Here is a 17,188-nt window from a genome sequence, read left to right as displayed (position 1 = left end):
GGTTCATCCTCTCAGAACTAATTCTCAAGACGAGTAGCTAAGTTCCCTTCGTTTCTAAACCGAACTTCCTTGGAGACCTTATTTACATCTGCTTCTACCATCATTGTAATGAGTTCATGAAAAGCAATCTTAGGCTCCCAACCCAACAACTTTTTAGCCTTTGATGGATTTCCAATTAATAGATCCACTTCTGTTGGGCGGTAATATTTAGGATCAATTCGAACTAAAATCTTGCCTGTAACGGCGTCTAATCCAACTTCATTGACTCCTTCTCCGTGCCACTTAATAGGTATATCTACAATTCTAAAAGCACACTCAATGAATTCTCTAACGCTGTGTGTTTCACCTGTTGCAATAACGAAATCTTCAGGTGATGAATGCTGCAGCATTAGCCACATGGCTTCAACATAATCTCCTGCATAACCCCAATCTCTTTTCGAGTCCAAATTCCCAAGATATAAACTATCTTGAAGTCCATATTTTATCCTTGCAACCGCGCGTGTAATCTTTCGTGTAACAAAAGTTTCTCCTCGTACCGGTGACTCATGATTAAATAGGATACCGTTACAAGCAAACATATTATATGCTTCTCTATAGTTTACCGTAATCCAGTAGGAATATAATTTGGCCGCCGCATAGGGGCTTCTTGGGTAGAATGGTGTTGTTTCGCTCTGAGGTATTTCTTGAACTTTGCCATATAGTTCACTAGTTGATGCCTGATAAAATTTCACTTTCTCACTCAAACCTAGAATACGAATCGCCTCTAGTAATCTTAGTGTCCCTATCCCGTCTGCGTTCGCAGTATATTCAGGAGTATCGAAAGAAACATGTACATGACTTTGAGCCGCCAGGTTATAGATCTCATCCGGTTGAACTTCTTGAACGATACGAATTATATTTGTTGAATCAGTCATATCGCCATAATGGAGAACGAACCTTATATCTTCTTCATGAGGGTCTTGATAAAGATGATCTATTCGATCTGTATTAAATGATGAAGCACGCCTCTTAATGCCGTGCACCTCATAACCCTTTGACAAAAGAAACTCGGCAAGATACGCTCCGTCTTGCCCTGTTATACCGGTTATTAGCGCTCTGCGTCTAGCAATCTGCATATTGTATATCCCTCATTCGGTTATCTTACTTCCTCTATTTATTTATCGGTATCTTGCTCTAAATTCCACACCACCATTTGTTTCCATGAAACAATCTGCAGGTCTGATCTTGTTGAGGTCTGTAATACTTGCTCTTTAATTGCTTCTTCATGGTTACCCTCAAACGCAAAGATAACCGCATCAATACGATGTACATTTTCTCTGATCCATTCAACAGGATAAATCCCCACTTTATTCATTTCCAAGCCTTGACGCATGGGGCTGTTATCCAGAAATGCATGAACCTTGATCCCACTATTCTGTAAATCCTTCAGAACGTATAGCGACATCTCCATACTTCCAAATATAACAACATCTCGAACTCCTCTATCCCAAATAACCGAAGAAATAGGTTGTTTCTTATATAAAAGAATTTCAAGCCATTTTTTATAATAGGTTAAATTTAATTCGTTCGTTTCATGAGCCTTAGCCTTACTATGACCGAAGTGTTTATTTAGTATTTCTATCTTTTGCCTTCTTGTATTAATTCTGTTTGACATATTGCTGGATTCTCCGCCAATACGAAAAACAGATATTACACGATCTAAATAAAAACATTGATCCCCTTTTTCCTTAAATAACTTGATTACAAAATCCAAATCACTTGCAATGGAATATCGAAGATCAAATAATCCATTCTCCTCGAACACTTCCCTTCTTACGAACAACCCCGGGTGAGGAGGCATAAGTCCCGCTTCTAAATCAGCAACAGTCATCCGTTGGCCGACACGATTGCGATATCCATTACTTTCATTAATCTTTAGTATATTTCCGTATATTGCAGTTGTATCCTGGGGAGAACGATAGAATGCTTCGAGTACTTGCTCTAACGTTGTCTCATCATATAGATAATCATCTGAGTTGAGGAAATATATCAAATCACCAGATGATGCCATAATTCCCTTATTAAAAGCATCATATATTCCTTCATCTTTCTCTGAGATGACAATATGAATGGACTCGCTATATCGTCTAACAATCTCCATTGTACGATCAGTTGATGCTCCATCAACAATAATGTATTCTAAACTAGCGTAACAAGTTTGATTTAACACACTTTTTATTGTTTGTTCAATATATCTTTCGCTATTATAAGCAGCTGTAATAATGGATATCTTCGCTCTATTATCCCGATTCATGATCTCCCCCCTCAATATTACCATTCGATTACTTGGCTAAGGTATTCAGTAAATTCAATTTGAGCTTTCATATTGAGATGATCTGCATCCTTATAATCACAATCGTTTATCAATCCAGAATCAAAACAATCAAATAGCTGAAATTCATACTTTGTCTTAAGAGATCGCATTGTCGCACGGAATTGTTCAACCATGTGTGGGGAAAAGTGTTTAATATATTCTGAATGCTGCGGGTGAACAACTATAATTGGTTTGATATTATTATCTATGAGTAAACTCAAATAACTATCAAGCACCCTAACATTAACGGTAATTGAATCCGGATAATATTTTCTTGATACACGTATTGCCGCCTCTACTCTTCGTTCATTTGGGAAAGGCTTCATCTCTGAGTTTATAACTTTAATGCGCTTGGGTAAGGGTACGACATACAATGATTCCAAAGGGGACTTATACAGTTTAGTATGTTCAAGATAGATAGATACATCCGGCGCTTGATGGGAACTCAAATCATGGATAGGGGTTACGTCATTGTACTTCAACAAATATCGATAACGGCAAACTAGGCCCGGCCAAGTAATCCACCTCGTTGAATTAATCTCGTTGTTAGTGGAAGGTTGAGTTTTAATAAACTCATAGTTAAAACTATAGTAGGACAGACCAATTATCGCATATTTGGGCAGATTCGCTTTTCTAGTCTCAATGACGTGGCGAGCAATACAGTAATCAAGCAACAAATCTTGTCCTGCATATGATAGATTGAGAGCCTCTACAGGAAGCAAGTCTTCATGTATTCCTCTTGCATAAGATAGGCCTGTTATGAAAAGTTCAATAGGAGAACTGGACAACAAATAGTTTATCCCATGAATAGCACCATATGTACATACTACATTCACAATTTGCGATTCTTTAAATCCCTGCTCTAACAAATTATTATACAACTGTTTTACAGGGTCCACCAAAATCAGAACATAATCATTTCGATTAAGATCACTCTTATCCACCATTCTATTTTGATCCGTAATCTCTGTTACTTCAAATTCCGGAAAGAGTTCAGAATTAATAAGTTTCTCCCTTATTTCACTCCTACCCAAATAAACTAATTTGGACATCTTAAACCCCTTTCCACACCTATACCCAATTAATATTATTATTTAAGTATTGAGTGAATTTCCTGTTGCCTTCTAGACTTAAGTGATGCAGATCTTTGAAGTCATCATCGCCAACGATATTTGATTCAAAACAATCTATTAATTGAAAATTGTAGCTCTGCCTGAGAGTGTCTAATAAATTAATAAATCGATTCACCATCAAAGGGGAAAAATTCCTCACAAAATCGGGATGTTGCGGATGAATAACGATAATAGGCTTAATATCGTTAATTACTAGAAGTTCTAAATATTGAGCCAGGATATTCTGATTTCTAAGAACCGATTCATGATAATATTTTGATGATAGTTTCTTAGCCAAATCTTTTCTTTGATCTGCATTTACAACCATTTTGGGCTTCTCATTTTTTACTTGTATTGTTGTTTTTGCAGCAGTATATTTATCTTTTATAGATACAAAGATTTCCGAATGATATACGCAAAACCGCGCCTCTTCTGCTTGGTGTTGGTAAAAAGCATTAAAATATTGGGGATCATAATTTGAGGAAAGGTGATAATATCTACTCACTAATCCAGGAAAAGCTTTCAATCTGGTTTCTCTGACATTAGCATCATTTGTCTTTCTGGTCTTAATGAATTCGTAGTTCAATTGATAATATGCTAAGCCTATTATTGAGAATTTGGGAAGTCTATCTATTCTGGAGTGTATTACTTGCTTCGCTAGGCAATAATCCAGTAGAAGATCCTGACCAGCGAAAGCGAGATTAACTGCATTAACCCGTAACAGTTCTTCTTCAATTCCGGCAGCGTAAGACATACCTGTAACGAACAAATCGATTTTTTCCCGACTTAATAGTCTTTGGACCGGAAGATAACTATCATAGATACTAACTCCATTGACGATCTTGTCCGAGCTTATCCCTTCACCCACCAATTTAGTAAAAATTTCAGAAAAAAAGAGACTGGCAACAACTATATAGTCAAAACTGTGTCTACAAATCTCTTCAGGCTTAATAACATTACATAGTTTAGATTCTTCTATTTTCTTCAGATCATTATCTGTGTGTCCAATCACTTCAACCTTGGTATAATCTAATATTTGAATAATTTTATTGTAGCCGCTACCTAATCCAAATATAATAACTTTTTTCATTATACCTCCAGAGCCCCTGACCAAAATTATACGTGTTGACCATAAAATCGAATAATCTGGTCATTAGTCAAATACTCGGACAATTGTTCATATATTTCTTGTTCATACGTTACAGATGAGATCAGAACTTTATTAGCAGGGTTTGAGAACAATTCAGGTATTCTGCTAATATCATCTCTATCGATAATTCCAGCAATGATATCGCCATTTATCTCCCCGCTCGCTATCAAATCCATTGTGTGTCTTCCTGCACCATAAATATAAAGATTCTCAGGTTTCTCTGGCTCTTTGATTTTAATAAAATTACTGACTGTTGTATTTATTAATCCATCATTCATTCCCGAAGCATAATTAACTACAATTTGTTGTCCATTATTAATTTTCCCTAGATTCTTCAAGGCAACGTCTGTTCTAAAAATTAGACAATCACTCAACAAACAATTTACAGTATTTGTAAATTTATTCCGATCAATATATGTAATTGGAGAAGCCCATTTGTAGAACACCGTACCATCTTTTCGAGTGACTTTAATTTTTGAATATACGACTTCCTGATTGTTGTACTGTGACAGTAAACTTTTAAGAAAATATGGATCGATATTCATATTCCCTTTAGGAATATACACGAGCTCCGCCTTACTCTCAATAATCAACTCTTCCGTTAAAAATCCCGGATAATCAATTATTTCCCCCGGGTAAGTAAACGTTGAAATATTCAACTCCTGATGGTTCTGTACAATGACTCGAGGAAACGCCTTCGAAGAAGGCGATGATGAGACACTAACGTCGGTCAAGATTATTGGTCGAAATTTTTTTTCGCTTTTCTCATATAATCTGTCATACTGTTTCATTATTTTGTCGTACGAGTATTTCTCAATTGCTTTCTTAAGAGCCCTCGAAGAGTAAGTATTTCTTATTTCTGAATTCTCAATAACGGCTTCCAAGCCCTTTACTAATGCACTAATATCACCAGTTGGAACCACTATCCCATCTTCACTATGCTGAACTAAATCAGGAATTCCTCCCGTTGCAAAGCTTACAATCGGAACTCCACAAGCTTGAGCTTCAGAAATCACTAGCGGACAATTGTCCGCTACGGAAGGAAATAAAAACACATCCATAGTGGAATATAACTCAGCCAAACGCTCTTCATCTTGAATGTATCCCGAATTCCATACCATATTATCTACATCAGTATTCCTAAAATCTCCGATGTTGAGGAAGAGAACCGAAGCATTCGTTGTCTTCAAACGATTAATTACTTCATTTATGTAATATCCTCCCTTACGCTTATTTTGAATTCCCCCTCCATTAGCAACACTTCCAATAATGATCTTATCCTCTGGCAGTCCATGTTTTTTTCTCATTTCGAACTTATTACGAGGATTGAAAATACGAGTATCGACTCCATTAAATATCAGTTCGACAGGATGCCTATTTAACAAACTGCTTTTTTCAACCAGTTTCTTAAGCCACGATGAAGGCGTTACAATAGTAAGCTGAGATTGTTCATATATCCTATTTTTATCTAGCCACATTACATCCGATTTATCTTTCAGTATAGCAGGGTAAGTTTTAAGGTCGGGGCACTCGCCACATCCGATCATCCATCTCTCGCAGGAATAGGAATAGGCGCAATGGCCAGTAATTGCATGCATATCATGAAGTGTCCATATAGTTGGCTTAGAATTAGTAAGTGCATTCAGGGAATGCGGATTGAAATAATTACCATGCAGATTGTGTAGATGTAAGACGCTGCCTTCCCTAATTAAAAAATGTTCACGCAGTCGATCACTACCTGCAAAATGGTAATCCAAATACCCTTCTTCTACTGCTCTCATTTTGGTGGAAACCGGTTCTGTATAGAACGGGACTACATCTATTGATGTACTCTCTTTATTTCCTACAATCATTTTAGCTCTATTTGCTGTTTCGTTCTGCCAATTCATTAATCGCCAAGCTACTTTCGCAGCTCCACCACGCAGATCGTTGGTATTAATATGCACAATGCGCTGAACATCGTCATACATTAGCAACATCTCCGCTTCATTTCGTAATAACCTGCATATAATCGGACAATTCATTATTTTTGTTACTAATGAACCGGTTTACTTCATCCCATTCAACGTTAGGAGATTCTAAAAGGTTAATAATCGTATCGGATTCGGTTGCAATCAATTGGTCAATATCGTATACCCATGATTGTAATCCGACAGCCTCCATAAACCCACTAACCTTTCCTTTCCCATAATGATAATCAATGGCAAGACATGGCGTATTACATGTAACGGCAAATACAACGGAATGGAACCTTAGACACACCGCAAACTTTGCAAATCTAAAGTAATTTATAGATTCCCTTGGAGTTAAATCATCCGTTATCAACAATACTTTATCCTTGGAGTAAATGTTTTGCATAATATGTGCATAGTACTCTCGATCGTCATCTCCTACGTGATACGTATGCATAGGAAATAAAACTACTTTGTGTCCCTGTGAGATTGTATCGTTTATTAAACGAATCATATGTTCTTCATATAAAGCTTCTTTCTGCTTATACTGCTCAACCTCTAACCCTTCAGCATACATGATAGGCCATTTCCGGAAACTAAATATAACATACTCATCAGCTATTATCGATTCTTCTGGTTCACCAAGAAATTGTTGAATATATCTGGATGCAGGATCAATAAAGTGGTTGATATCCTTGAACCTTCCCATTGCCGGGAGAATATCTCTATACTTTACTAATGATTTCTTATCTCTCAAACTGATCTTATCTGTATAATTCAAGAGAATGTCTAATCCCTCTCTATAACGTTCATTGTTTAACGGTCCAATACCACTTCCATAAATAACAGTCCGCTTCCCTTGTTCTTTAGCTCTAATAAAAATAGTCATCATATCTAACAAAGGTTCAACGTCACACAGTGGCCCGCCACCGAACAAGAAAAGATCCTGAGAAGAGATGAAAGCGATATTTTCTTTAACTTCGTAAGTATCCACCACTTTAACAGTGTCCAACTCCAGCTCCAATAAGGTAAGCTCAGATAGAGTAGGATGCAAAGAGACTAGAGTAATATCCTCCAATGCGATTCCATACTCTTGTAAGTTGATAATAATCCCCGCTAAAATTGCTTTGTCTCCTAAAGTCTCTGTACCATACCAGCCAATTATCGAAACTTTCTTCAATACTGTAGATTTAATGTCAACCTTATCTACAATTATATTGCGATATTGTTCAATAAGCCTGGAATTCACAGCATAGTTCTCACGATTCTTCCTTACTGGACCATAGAGCAGTTGAGCGCCTTCCGTTGTCACTTTCCCCCGATAGTCATGAATACATTTATCGCAATGGCGTAGTGTTTGTTCTAAAAGGTTCTTATTTTCCTGAAGAAGTTCGATGTCATATTCCTTTTCAAGATCCAACTTCGTTATTTTAGGACTTTTAGGAAAACAAAAAAACAAATTTCCATAGGGATCTAAAGAAACTCCTTCCGATGTTTTCCAATAACATCCAGACTTTCTCTTCTCTCCTTGAAGTTGCCCAATTAATGATTTATAGAATATCTTTTTCTCCAGGTTTTTTTCGTGATAGTGAATAATGTTTTCTAAAAACTTGATAATTGTCAGTCGTTCTTTCTTATTAAACGTATAGTTTTCAGAGAGGTCTTGATTATACAGCCTTTCAATTAAACTAGCTAAGCGGAATCGTATGTACACATTGTTATCTTTAGCAAATTTATAAATTCCCCAAAGTTTCGAGTAATTCTTCTTGGTAATTGTAGTACTAATTTCACTTACAAGACCTTCATTATTCAGTTGATAGAAATTTCGAATTGTTCTTTCGAAAGCTCCTTTGACTCCTCTATTTAAATCATGATACTCGTTTAGACCATCAATAGATATCTGAAGAGTAAATGCAATATTCCTACTAGTAAGAACTTCTCTAATTAATTGAATTTTATTCTGCATGCTATCTAAACTAGCATTACTAATTATGGAGAGCCCCCTCAAGTTGGGTAAAGCATCAACCATGTTTTCAACAACCTCAACTATGTCCTTACGAACAAAAGGTTCGCCTCCACTGATCCCTACGAACTCCAACTTCTGAAATAAGGGTTGTTTGAAAACTTTGTATATTTCTTGTGGCGATAAATCTTTGTGAGCAGAATATTCAGGTTTCCATACATTACACATTGCACAACGATAGTTACATTTATTTGTAATGGGGTAATTAATAGTTCTGGGATATTTTATTCGATCATCACCAGATACGTGATCGGTCGAGTGGTAGATCAGAAGAAGTTGACTATCAAAATAATCAACATCTTCTTTTAGCCCATAGTGATTAAGTTGCTCCGCAATTTGCATATAGTACATACTAGCTATTATAACTACGTATTCTCCTTGATGATAGGATAGTATTTTATCCGGATTGCATACTTTGCCTCCAAGAAAAGTATCATCCCATTTCCTTGAGTTGTTATCGAGAAACATTTCTACATGTATTTTTGTTTCATATATGAATTTTTCGGCCGCTTCACCAGTACCGAAGATAATTATCTTTTTAGTGCCAAGAAGTTGATACAATCCATTTGTACTCATGCTTCCCGCCTCCTTAAATCGTGCGAATATACATGTCTACTCAAATTTAACCGGAGATGGAAGTAACTCTTCGCTTTCTAACCATAATTTCAACTTTTCTTTATTTACAAATTCGTTAAAATCATATCCAATATCGTTACTATTCTCTATATACTTTGTTAGTAAATTAACCTTTTTAGGTTGACTAAAGAGAGGCGGAATAATAAACATATAGGGATGTTCTACTATTTTCTGAGATTCATCTAAGGTCATAAGTTCTTCTGCCATTTTTTCACCACGCCGCAAGCCAATTTCCTCTATTTTTATCTCATCCCGGATTTGATACGCTGTAGTTACTCCTTGAATAATAACTTCCGCTAGATCCGAAAGTTTCACTAAGGGCATCTTCAATACAAAAACTTCGCCGCCAGCAGAAATACTATTTGCTTCTAGCATTAGGCTAATAGCTTGGTTTGGAGTCATCATGTACCTGGTCATTTGCAGATCTGTCACGGAAATTTTTCTTTGTTCCAATATCTGTTTAGTAAACAAGGGAATAACCGACCCTCTAGACCCCATTACATTACCAAATCGAACTGATGCAAAAGAAGTGGACTTTGGCCCCTTCTGATAACCCGCTGCTGAAATCAGACGCTCGGCAGTTAATTTCGTAGCACCATAAGTATTAGAGGGGGATACGGCTTTATCCGTACTCGTGAATAACACCTTCTTCACGTTGGCCTGAATTGCCGCTTGAATCACATTCTGTGTTCCTATTACATTTGTTTGAACCGCTTCAAATGGATTGTATTCGCAAAAAGGAACATGCTTCATTGCCGCGAGATGAAATACATAGTCGATGTCTTCCATGGCCCGGTTTAACCTTTGTTGATCTCTTACATCTCCGATTAAGAATCGAAGCTTACTTGAGTGCTCCTGGAATTCAATGCTCATCTCGAATTGTTTATATTCATCTCGGCTGAATATCCGAACAACTTGAGGACTCTCTTGAAGAAGTCGCTTGGTTAGATGGTATCCAATCGTCCCAGTACCACCAACTATCAATATTTTCTTACCCGTATAAAAGCCCATTAGGTTTTTAACCTCTCTCTGTCAGCTTGTTTCGCAATTCGCTTATGAGGATAATTAACTGCGGAGTCAGTTTCTGCATGCCATCAATAAGCGGTCGAGCACAGGCTATCAGCTTTTGACGTTTTAGATTCAAATCCGTTTCCCCGTACATTTCGCTCCAATAACGTTCTGCATAGATTTTCTCGGTTACGAGGAAGAAGCTGAACCACTTTTCGAAAATTTCATGGTTGACGATTAGCGACCACATCTCCTCAAACTGCGAGAACCAACTCTCGTAATCTCTGGAGTTCGAGGAAATGTGTTTCGATAATTGAGCTAACGCATCGTCAGTTCGGCTTAGCTCCTTTAACACTCGAGAAATACGCTGTTGAGTCTCTTTTTGTTTTTCCGGCGAATAGATTTTTAACGACTGTTCCATCTGCTGCTTAAACCAATTTTTATCTATGATCTCTTTTTCACGTTGATTCAGCAGTTGTTGAAGAGTCTTTATTTCGGTATACTCAATGACTGCTCCGACAGGAGAAGCGTTATAGAAGGGAACGTTGGGAACCGATCGAATAACCGCTTCTAGATCCGTCTTCAAGTGAAGCATCGTATGATTGGTAACGTTCTCTCCACCGCTCACATTCTTAACTAGGAGATCGGCAGTTGAAACCTTCTTTTGCGCCCAAGCGCGAGATCCATGGTTGACCCCGGCCGAATACACTTGATTTCCAGGATAAGAGAAGTCTTGACCAATAAAGACAATCTCCGAACAATCGAAATAAGCAGCTATCTGAATTGCTGTTCCCGATACGGTAGAAGAAGAAGACAGAATCGCATCTTCTTCCGTTAAATCCAATAGATATCGAGAAACGACGTCAATATTGAAAAAACCATGCATAAGCATATTAGAGCGATCGTTAGTGATTGATGTATGCTTTATTGTAGATAGAAATAAAAACGGAATATGAGCGATATCCAGTTTGGCAAACGCTCTTGCGTTATTTTCACCTGGGTCCATAGAGATAATCAGGTGTGGTTCGATTCCGTGATGCAACAAGCCCATTATGCTTGTTCCAGCAGCAATAATGAACGCATGATTCCTGAGTTGACGTAGCGTCTCGGCCTCAAGCCCAAGAGAGGGGCCGGAGCCTACAATAACGGCTGGCTTGCCCTGACACACTCCTCTGAGCGCTGTGAATGAAGGGGTCCTCAGAACTCTCTCCATATTCACGATCGAGTTCTCAATCCATTCCCCCTTAAACTTGGCCACCGTGTGAATGTTAGATCTGAAGTTACTAGCCACCAGAATCATCAGCTTGTTCATCCGGTCTTCTAATGTCGGATCAAGCTTGCGATACGGAGGAAGAAGCACATATGAAAATTCGCCCTTCAGCGAATTGTATATGCTTACGAGCATATCCATGATTAATTGGTCTTCTTGTCCTACCGCAAACATCGCCACATTTTGATTACCGAGAACGTTTCGCAGATCATTCGACTCGATCGCCGTCAGGAACAGTTCAACATTCGGTTCGTAGATGTAGACTCGCTTATTCGGATAAGCGTTCATGAAAGCTTCGGCATGATACCCAAGTCCGAAGCCAACCATTAATACATGATCTGCATTCAGAACTCTATCGTCATGCGACTCCGTCCAACGAGCAACCTCTAATTGGGGATCATATTTGCTATAGAGATGCAATAAGATCCCTTGTTCGTTGCGAAGCGCCACGTTGGCAGTTCCGTTCTTGCTCGGCTCACCAGTTATGTACGCCTTATTCGGCGTTTTATTTCTAACCAGATTGTAAATCTCCGGGTAATGTTCTCTAAGAAACATCAAGTTGTCTGCCGCATATTTCTTCATGAGGTGGTTTCGGCCTCCAATTGTGCAAGCAGATGCTTGAAGGATTCGGACATTTCATATTTGATAAGGTCAGCCGCCGATGTGTAATCCTGCTGCTCCATAGCCGCTCCCAGTTCCTCAACATGCTTCTCCAGTCCATCTACGAACTGAACTACTGAAGCATGAATAGGCTCAGCCCCGAGCCGCTTGTCGCCATAGGTCCGCAAGGCAAGCGCAGATTGCCCAACCCAATTGGTTCCTTCCATAAGCTGACCGAAATATCCCCAATCTTCTTCCTTCATCTCTCCATAGAGCAGTTCGGGAATGGAGTCGCATCCGCGAATCAGCTTGGGAAGATATTCTTTCAGATCCTCTGCAATGCTTTGCATCAACACCGCTTCTTGTACGCTTTTTATTTCAACGGATTGAATATCCATTAAATTCTCTAACAAATAATTATTGTATTGGTCTCTATAATTTACGCCATCAATAATAACTTCCTGTACGATCTCTTGCTGGTCATATAACGATTTGAGCAAGCCATTCAATGATTCGAGTCTGGCATTCCGATCTTGCTCGGCAAGCACCATCGTTCCTTGCGCGGATATTACGTTCATTTGCTTCAGCACCTTATCATATCAGCTTAGTTACCCTATATATCGGCATTATCGCTAAAAATCTAAATAGAAAAGCCTTCCGATCGATTGATCGGAAGGCTTCCACTTTGCACCATATTAGCCAAGCAAACGAAGTACGTTTTGCGGTACGGAGTTTGCTTGAGCCAGCATTGCCGTTCCAGCTTGGACAAGAATTTGTCTGCGCGTGAACTCCGTCATTTCCTTAGCCATATCAGCGTTGCGGATACGGGACTCGGAAGCGGACAGGTTTTCCGCATTTACGCCAACGTTGTTGATCGTGTGCTCCAGACGATTTTGAACGGCACCGAATTCGGCGCGACGTTGCGATACGGAGCTGATAGCCGTTTGGATTGCGGAAATAGCGGATTGAGCTGCACCAGCGCTAGCTACGCTAAGACCCGTAAGTCCGAGTGCTGCAATCGTAGTACCGCTGCCCAGCGATACAGAGATCGTCGTATTCGCTTCGAAACCAACTTGGAACGTGATGCTGCTTCCCGTTCCGTTCAACAGGTTGATGCCATTGAACTTCAGAGTTGAAGCGATGTTGTCGATTTCGGAAGTCAATGCAGTAACTTCCAATTGAATTTTGTTGCGGTCAGTGTCGTCCAACGTTCCGTTAGAAGCTTGGTTAGCCAGAACGTTCAAACGCTGCAGCATGGAATGAACTTCCGTCAGCGCACCCTCAGCCGTTTGGATCAGGGAGATGCCGTCTTGAGCATTGGAAATCGCTTGGTTGTAACCGCCGACTTGATAACGCATTTTCTCGGAGATTGCCAGGCCAGCAGCGTCGTCGGCAGCGCGGTTGATGCGGTAGCCGGAAGACAGTTTTTCCATCGTTTTGCTCATCGTCGTGTTGTTGACTCCCAAGTTACGGTGAGCGTTGATTGCACTTACGTTCGTGTTAATGTACATTAAAATCATCCTCCATGATTATAAAGATTAGCCGCGTCCTTGCGACATATTATTAATATCGGATTGCAATCTGTATATTTTTATAGAGATAAATAAAAATACTAGAAATTATTTCTTCTCATCAAAATAATGAGACATGTGGTCTTCGGCGCTAACGCCCTGATAGGCCTGAAGAACCGTACGCTGAGTCCTCGTCGAACCGAGATCCTTGCCGACGCTCAGCATTTTCATCTCGATTTTACGTGTTGTTTCCGCTGTGAGGAGTCTGGCGGACTCAGCCGGAGTATGGATTCGCTCTTCGAAGATTCGTTGTACTCGCTCCAAGCCGAGCTCCTGAATGAGACGCTTCTGAATCTGCTCCATTTCATCCTGCAATCGGTCCTTCTCTCCTGCAAGTTGAGCAATCCGTTCCCACATTGTCTCTTCGTCGGCCCCGTCTTTTACCAGAACGTATTGCTCCATGCTCAACTCTGCTAATCGATCGTACCCCAATTGCCAGGAATCCACCAACTCCTGAAGCTCATCCTCCATTCCCAACCTCTTTTCCGATCTGCTCCCAGGTATCGCGAAACTGTTTAAGAATTCCTTCCGGCTCGTTCAACAACTCTGCATTTTTGCGAACGTTGGCCTCCGTCAATAACCTGATCAGATAGAGATAGATTTCTTTCATATTTTTCGCGATACTCTCGCCCTGTTCCTCGTTAAGGCAAGAAAGCAGCTCGAACACGATCTCCTGCGTCTTTTTCATGAATCGATTGGCTTCCGCCATATTCTTCGCAGCAAGAGCTTGTCGCGCCCGGCCAATATTCGTCAGGCCTGCGTCGTAGAGCATTAAGATCAGTTTATGAGGCGATGCCGTCTCGTATTTATTCTTCTGGTAAGCCTGGTAACCCATTCGGGATTGCGCGTTCACGTAGTCCATCTCCTCGTCACTTCACGCTAATCTTCCGACATTAATTGTTATAGCTCAAAGAAGCGATCTGACTATTTAACCAAGATTGCTGGTTATTCAGCGAAGAGAGAGCGGACTCCATCGCAGCAAATTGAGCTTGCAGCTTGGCTTCTTTGGATTTCAAGCGTAAGTTCATAGAGTCCATCTGTTCGGTAATCATCTTAATATCCGAATCGTATCCGGATAGCTTGTACGCAAGAAAACCCGTATTGGTCTTCGTCCATGTTCCCAAGCTCTCGAACATTCGGACGGCAATCCCGGCATCCTTTTTCCCTTCGGTTCCATCGTAAGCAAACAACTGATAGACCGAATCCGAGTCATTCTTGAACGCTTCTATAAACTTATCTTTATCGAAAGAGATTTTACCGGTCATTTGACTTCCGGATGTAATCCCTTTATCGATCTCCAGACCAATCTCGCTCAGCATACTGAATGCGCCAGCATAATCGGCATTCTTATCGCCGTATTTCCCGCCTATGGTGCCATTGACGAGATCGCTTAACTCTTGCTGCAGCATCCGCAGTGTCGAGTCCCCTTGCATAACTGCGCCTTTTGCGCTGCTCTCGCGAATCATCGTTACGGCATCGTTATAGGCGTCGACGAATGCTTGTACTTTGCTGGCCACTTTAGTCGCGTCTTTATCCACAGTAATGGTGCTGGACGATTCCGCTTTAAGCAGGTCAATAGTTAGTCCCGGAACAACATTCTTTAGTGTATTGCTCCCGGATGTAATTGCGATGCCGTTCACGGTAGCTTCTGCATTCTGGGCCGCTTGTTTCGTGTTGGTTGCATTGGTTCCAACCTGTTTAACCCCCAGATTTTCCAACAACGTCAGCGCGGATGAGTCTCCGCCTAAATAGACATGACTGTCCGAAGCTCCGGCGCCTATTCGGATGTCGGAATTCTCTCCCAAATTGTCGGCCGTCAACACGAGAGTCAGATTGCCGGGAGAGGTTTCGATAATGCTTGCGGTGGTTCCCGCCTTGGCGGAATTAATATCATCACGCAATTTCTCCAGCATCTTTTGATTGGTTACGCCTGCGCCCGTCAAGATATTGATATCTTTGGATACTGTGCCGTCCTTCCCTTTCAAGGTGAATGTTCCCGACAGCGTCGACGAGTCGCCCGCGGCGAACTCGGCTGATGCAACGACGTGTTTCTGTGCAAGCTTGCTAACTTGTACGCTATAGCTGCCGGGGGCAGCCGTTTCCGAGGCGGTAACGTTAACGGTGGACGTATCGCTCGATACGGCGGACGCTTGCTTAAACGCCGTCGAATACATCAGTTCCGTAGCTGTTGTGCGAAGCGCCAAGATCTTTGTATTTAGGCTTCGAATCAACGTCTGATTGCTCGCAATCGTATTCTTCTTCTTTTCCAGGCTCGTATACGGAATCTTTTCAATCTTCATAAGCGCTTCAATCATTTCACTGGTATTCAAGCCGGAAGCTAATCCAGTTAAGCTAATCCCACTCATTGCAAAATCTCCCTTCTGCCTTTTCTCAAACTACCGTCGCTCATCAAAGAACATCCCGATCAACTCTTTCATTTTCAATGAAAGGTCGATCAGAAATTCCGGAGGCAAGCTTGCAATTACTTCCTGGGATTCGGAATCGATCACTTCGACATACATCGTCTTCGCTTCCTCATTGAACTTGAACTTCAGCATTTTACCAGATGAAGACAGTGAGTCGTTCGTCTTTTTCAGCTCTTCTTCCAGCTTCTTCTTGTCTTTATCGCTTAGCAAGTCCAGATCATACTTTGCCTTGCCTTCCTTCTGTGAAGCTGCTACTAGTGCCGTGGTTTCTTCTTTCGTAACCTTTTCTTTCGCATAGGCAGCATTACGTTCAGGCTTATTTTCTATGCTCGGCATTTCCACGCGCTGAATTCCGTTGATTCCCGACATGTTCATCACTCCGCATCCGATTTTAATCCCAACTTATTGAAGCTCTTAAGCAGTCCTATTGCCTGAGCGTCAGGTAATGAATTCCGTTGCCCCGCTTGAAGGTTCTCCTGCATCAAACCTTCATAAAGCTCCTTGCGCAAAATCTGGATGTGACGTGGAGCGACGAAACCCAACTTAACATTGTCGCCTTCGACGGCGAGCACCTGAAGCTCTATCGAATCCCCCACCATGACCTTTTCTCCGACTTTCCTCTTCAGAACAAGCATCAATTCTCCTCCTTGCCAGTCAAAGGGTGCCGGATCGGATAGTCGTTCTGGTGGATGATGAACTGACAGCCAGTACGTTGATTCGGAGCAATGAGAACAGGAGCTTTGAGATTTACATAGAAGACGTCATCAATGATATTAACGATAAGGAAAGTGACGACATCATCTCGCTTCTGGATGGCCAATAATTCAACGGTTTCACTATCGATTTCAAAGCCGTAATCCTGAACAGCTTTTTCCGCAGGAATTAAGATGAAACTCAATTGATCATTAAGCGCATGAAGAATATAGAACGGCGTATCCTCTAAAGCAACCAACCCGTAAGTATCGATGTTCTGTAGCCCGACGATCCCTTTGCCGAAACGTATGATTTGATTCTCGGACAATACGAGTTCGCCGTATCGTTCGCTCAGTATGATGGTGTCTTGCTGATTCACGACGTCAACTCCATT

16 protein-coding genes are annotated in these 17,188 nt (G+C 40.7%); all 16 read right to left on the bottom strand.

Going from position 1 to position 17,188, the window contains the following annotated elements; translation table 11 throughout:
- Nucleotides 1-17 precede the first annotated feature (17 nt).
- Entirely contained in the window at nt 18-1,115 is a 1,098-nt protein-coding gene (gene gmd / locus ACESLM_RS02080) for a GDP-mannose 4,6-dehydratase (protein WP_372629539.1), read from the bottom strand.
- 38 nt (nt 1,116-1,153) lie between these two features.
- On the bottom strand, nt 1,154-2,293 hold the full coding sequence (locus tag ACESLM_RS02075) for a glycosyltransferase (RefSeq protein ID WP_372629537.1): 1,140 nt from the start codon (nt 2,291-2,293) through the stop codon (nt 1,154-1,156).
- A gap of 17 nt (nt 2,294-2,310) precedes the next feature.
- Nucleotides 2,311-3,405 (bottom strand): hypothetical protein, encoded by a 1,095-nt coding sequence (locus ACESLM_RS02070; RefSeq protein ID WP_372629535.1) that lies wholly within the window; start codon nt 3,403-3,405, stop codon nt 2,311-2,313.
- Between the two features lie 19 nt (nt 3,406-3,424).
- The gene (locus ACESLM_RS02065) at nt 3,425-4,555 is read right to left on the bottom strand and encodes a hypothetical protein (RefSeq protein WP_372629533.1); all 1,131 of its coding nucleotides are present in this window, start codon (nt 4,553-4,555) and stop codon (nt 3,425-3,427) included.
- Nucleotides 4,556-4,581: 26 nt separating this feature from the next.
- A complete protein-coding gene (locus tag ACESLM_RS02060) occupies nt 4,582-6,585 on the bottom strand; it encodes a glycosyltransferase (RefSeq protein WP_372629531.1) in 2,004 nt (667 codons plus the stop codon).
- 16 nt (nt 6,586-6,601) lie between these two features.
- A complete protein-coding gene (locus ACESLM_RS02055) occupies nt 6,602-9,166 on the bottom strand; it encodes a polysaccharide pyruvyl transferase family protein (RefSeq protein WP_372629529.1) in 2,565 nt (854 codons plus the stop codon).
- A gap of 36 nt (nt 9,167-9,202) precedes the next feature.
- Nucleotides 9,203-10,237, bottom strand: coding sequence for an SDR family NAD(P)-dependent oxidoreductase (locus ACESLM_RS02050; protein WP_372629527.1), 1,035 nt, complete (start codon nt 10,235-10,237; stop codon nt 9,203-9,205).
- 7 nt (nt 10,238-10,244) lie between these two features.
- On the bottom strand, nt 10,245-12,086 hold the full coding sequence (locus ACESLM_RS02045; RefSeq protein WP_372629525.1) for a motility associated factor glycosyltransferase family protein: 1,842 nt from the start codon (nt 12,084-12,086) through the stop codon (nt 10,245-10,247).
- Nucleotides 12,083-12,682 carry a hypothetical protein gene (locus tag ACESLM_RS02040; protein WP_372629523.1) on the bottom strand — a complete coding sequence of 200 codons (600 nt, stop codon included), beginning with the start codon at nt 12,680-12,682 and terminating at the stop codon, nt 12,083-12,085. The genes ACESLM_RS02045 and ACESLM_RS02040 overlap by 4 nt, the downstream gene beginning before the upstream one ends.
- A 117-nt stretch (nt 12,683-12,799) precedes the next feature.
- Complete coding sequence (locus ACESLM_RS02035) at nt 12,800-13,615, bottom strand: flagellin N-terminal helical domain-containing protein (protein ID WP_372629521.1); 816 nt, start codon at nt 13,613-13,615, stop codon at nt 12,800-12,802.
- A gap of 108 nt (nt 13,616-13,723) precedes the next feature.
- Entirely contained in the window at nt 13,724-14,146 is a 423-nt protein-coding gene (locus tag ACESLM_RS02030) for a hypothetical protein (RefSeq protein WP_372629519.1), read from the bottom strand.
- The gene (gene fliS / locus ACESLM_RS02025) at nt 14,136-14,528 is read right to left on the bottom strand and encodes a flagellar export chaperone FliS (RefSeq protein WP_372629518.1); all 393 of its coding nucleotides are present in this window, start codon (nt 14,526-14,528) and stop codon (nt 14,136-14,138) included. Before fliS ends, ACESLM_RS02030 begins: the two co-directional genes overlap by 11 nt.
- Nucleotides 14,529-14,568: 40 nt before the next feature.
- Nucleotides 14,569-16,041, bottom strand: a complete 1,473-nt coding sequence (fliD, locus tag ACESLM_RS02020) for a flagellar filament capping protein FliD (protein ID WP_372629516.1) — start codon at nt 16,039-16,041, stop codon at nt 14,569-14,571.
- A gap of 30 nt (nt 16,042-16,071) precedes the next feature.
- Nucleotides 16,072-16,470: a flagellar protein FlaG gene (locus tag ACESLM_RS02015; RefSeq protein WP_372629514.1), complete on the bottom strand. Its 399-nt coding sequence runs from the start codon at nt 16,468-16,470 to the stop codon at nt 16,072-16,074.
- A gap of 5 nt (nt 16,471-16,475) precedes the next feature.
- Entirely contained in the window at nt 16,476-16,736 is a 261-nt protein-coding gene (csrA, locus tag ACESLM_RS02010; RefSeq protein ID WP_372629512.1) for a carbon storage regulator CsrA, read from the bottom strand.
- The gene (gene fliW, locus ACESLM_RS02005; protein ID WP_372629510.1) at nt 16,736-17,173 is read right to left on the bottom strand and encodes a flagellar assembly protein FliW; all 438 of its coding nucleotides are present in this window, start codon (nt 17,171-17,173) and stop codon (nt 16,736-16,738) included. Before fliW ends, csrA begins: the two co-directional genes overlap by 1 nt.
- Between the last annotated feature and the right edge of the window lie 15 nt (nt 17,174-17,188).

It is taken from the genome of Cohnella sp. (assembly GCF_041641335.1).
In the GTDB taxonomy this organism is placed as follows: domain Bacteria; phylum Bacillota; class Bacilli; order Paenibacillales; family Paenibacillaceae; genus Cohnella.
The sequence above is the reverse complement of the archived record's forward strand: the minus strand, read 5'-3'. Positions and strand labels throughout refer to the sequence as shown.

Excerpts from the sequence above, each read along its gene's own strand:
- gmd (WP_372629539.1), bottom strand. The coding sequence starts at position 1,115 with ATGCAGATTGCTAGACGCAGAGCGCTAATAACCGGTATAACAGGGCAA.
- ACESLM_RS02075 (WP_372629537.1), bottom strand. The coding sequence starts at position 2,293 with ATGAATCGGGATAATAGAGCGAAGATATCCATTATTACAGCTGCTTAT.
- ACESLM_RS02070 (WP_372629535.1), bottom strand. The coding sequence starts at position 3,405 with ATGTCCAAATTAGTTTATTTGGGTAGGAGTGAAATAAGGGAGAAACTT.
- ACESLM_RS02065 (WP_372629533.1), bottom strand. The coding sequence starts at position 4,555 with ATGAAAAAAGTTATTATATTTGGATTAGGTAGCGGCTACAATAAAATT.
- ACESLM_RS02060 (WP_372629531.1), bottom strand. The coding sequence starts at position 6,585 with ATGTATGACGATGTTCAGCGCATTGTGCATATTAATACCAACGATCTG.
- ACESLM_RS02055 (WP_372629529.1), bottom strand. The coding sequence starts at position 9,166 with ATGAGTACAAATGGATTGTATCAACTTCTTGGCACTAAAAAGATAATT.
- ACESLM_RS02050 (WP_372629527.1), bottom strand. The coding sequence starts at position 10,237 with ATGGGCTTTTATACGGGTAAGAAAATATTGATAGTTGGTGGTACTGGG.
- ACESLM_RS02045 (WP_372629525.1), bottom strand. The coding sequence starts at position 12,086 with ATGAAGAAATATGCGGCAGACAACTTGATGTTTCTTAGAGAACATTAC.
- ACESLM_RS02040 (WP_372629523.1), bottom strand. The coding sequence starts at position 12,682 with ATGAACGTAATATCCGCGCAAGGAACGATGGTGCTTGCCGAGCAAGAT.
- ACESLM_RS02035 (WP_372629521.1), bottom strand. The coding sequence starts at position 13,615 with ATGTACATTAACACGAACGTAAGTGCAATCAACGCTCACCGTAACTTG.
- ACESLM_RS02030 (WP_372629519.1), bottom strand. The coding sequence starts at position 14,146 with ATGGAGGATGAGCTTCAGGAGTTGGTGGATTCCTGGCAATTGGGGTAC.
- fliD (WP_372629516.1), bottom strand. The coding sequence starts at position 16,041 with ATGAGTGGGATTAGCTTAACTGGATTAGCTTCCGGCTTGAATACCAGT.
- ACESLM_RS02015 (WP_372629514.1), bottom strand. The coding sequence starts at position 16,470 with ATGTCGGGAATCAACGGAATTCAGCGCGTGGAAATGCCGAGCATAGAA.
- csrA (WP_372629512.1), bottom strand. The coding sequence starts at position 16,736 with ATGCTTGTTCTGAAGAGGAAAGTCGGAGAAAAGGTCATGGTGGGGGAT.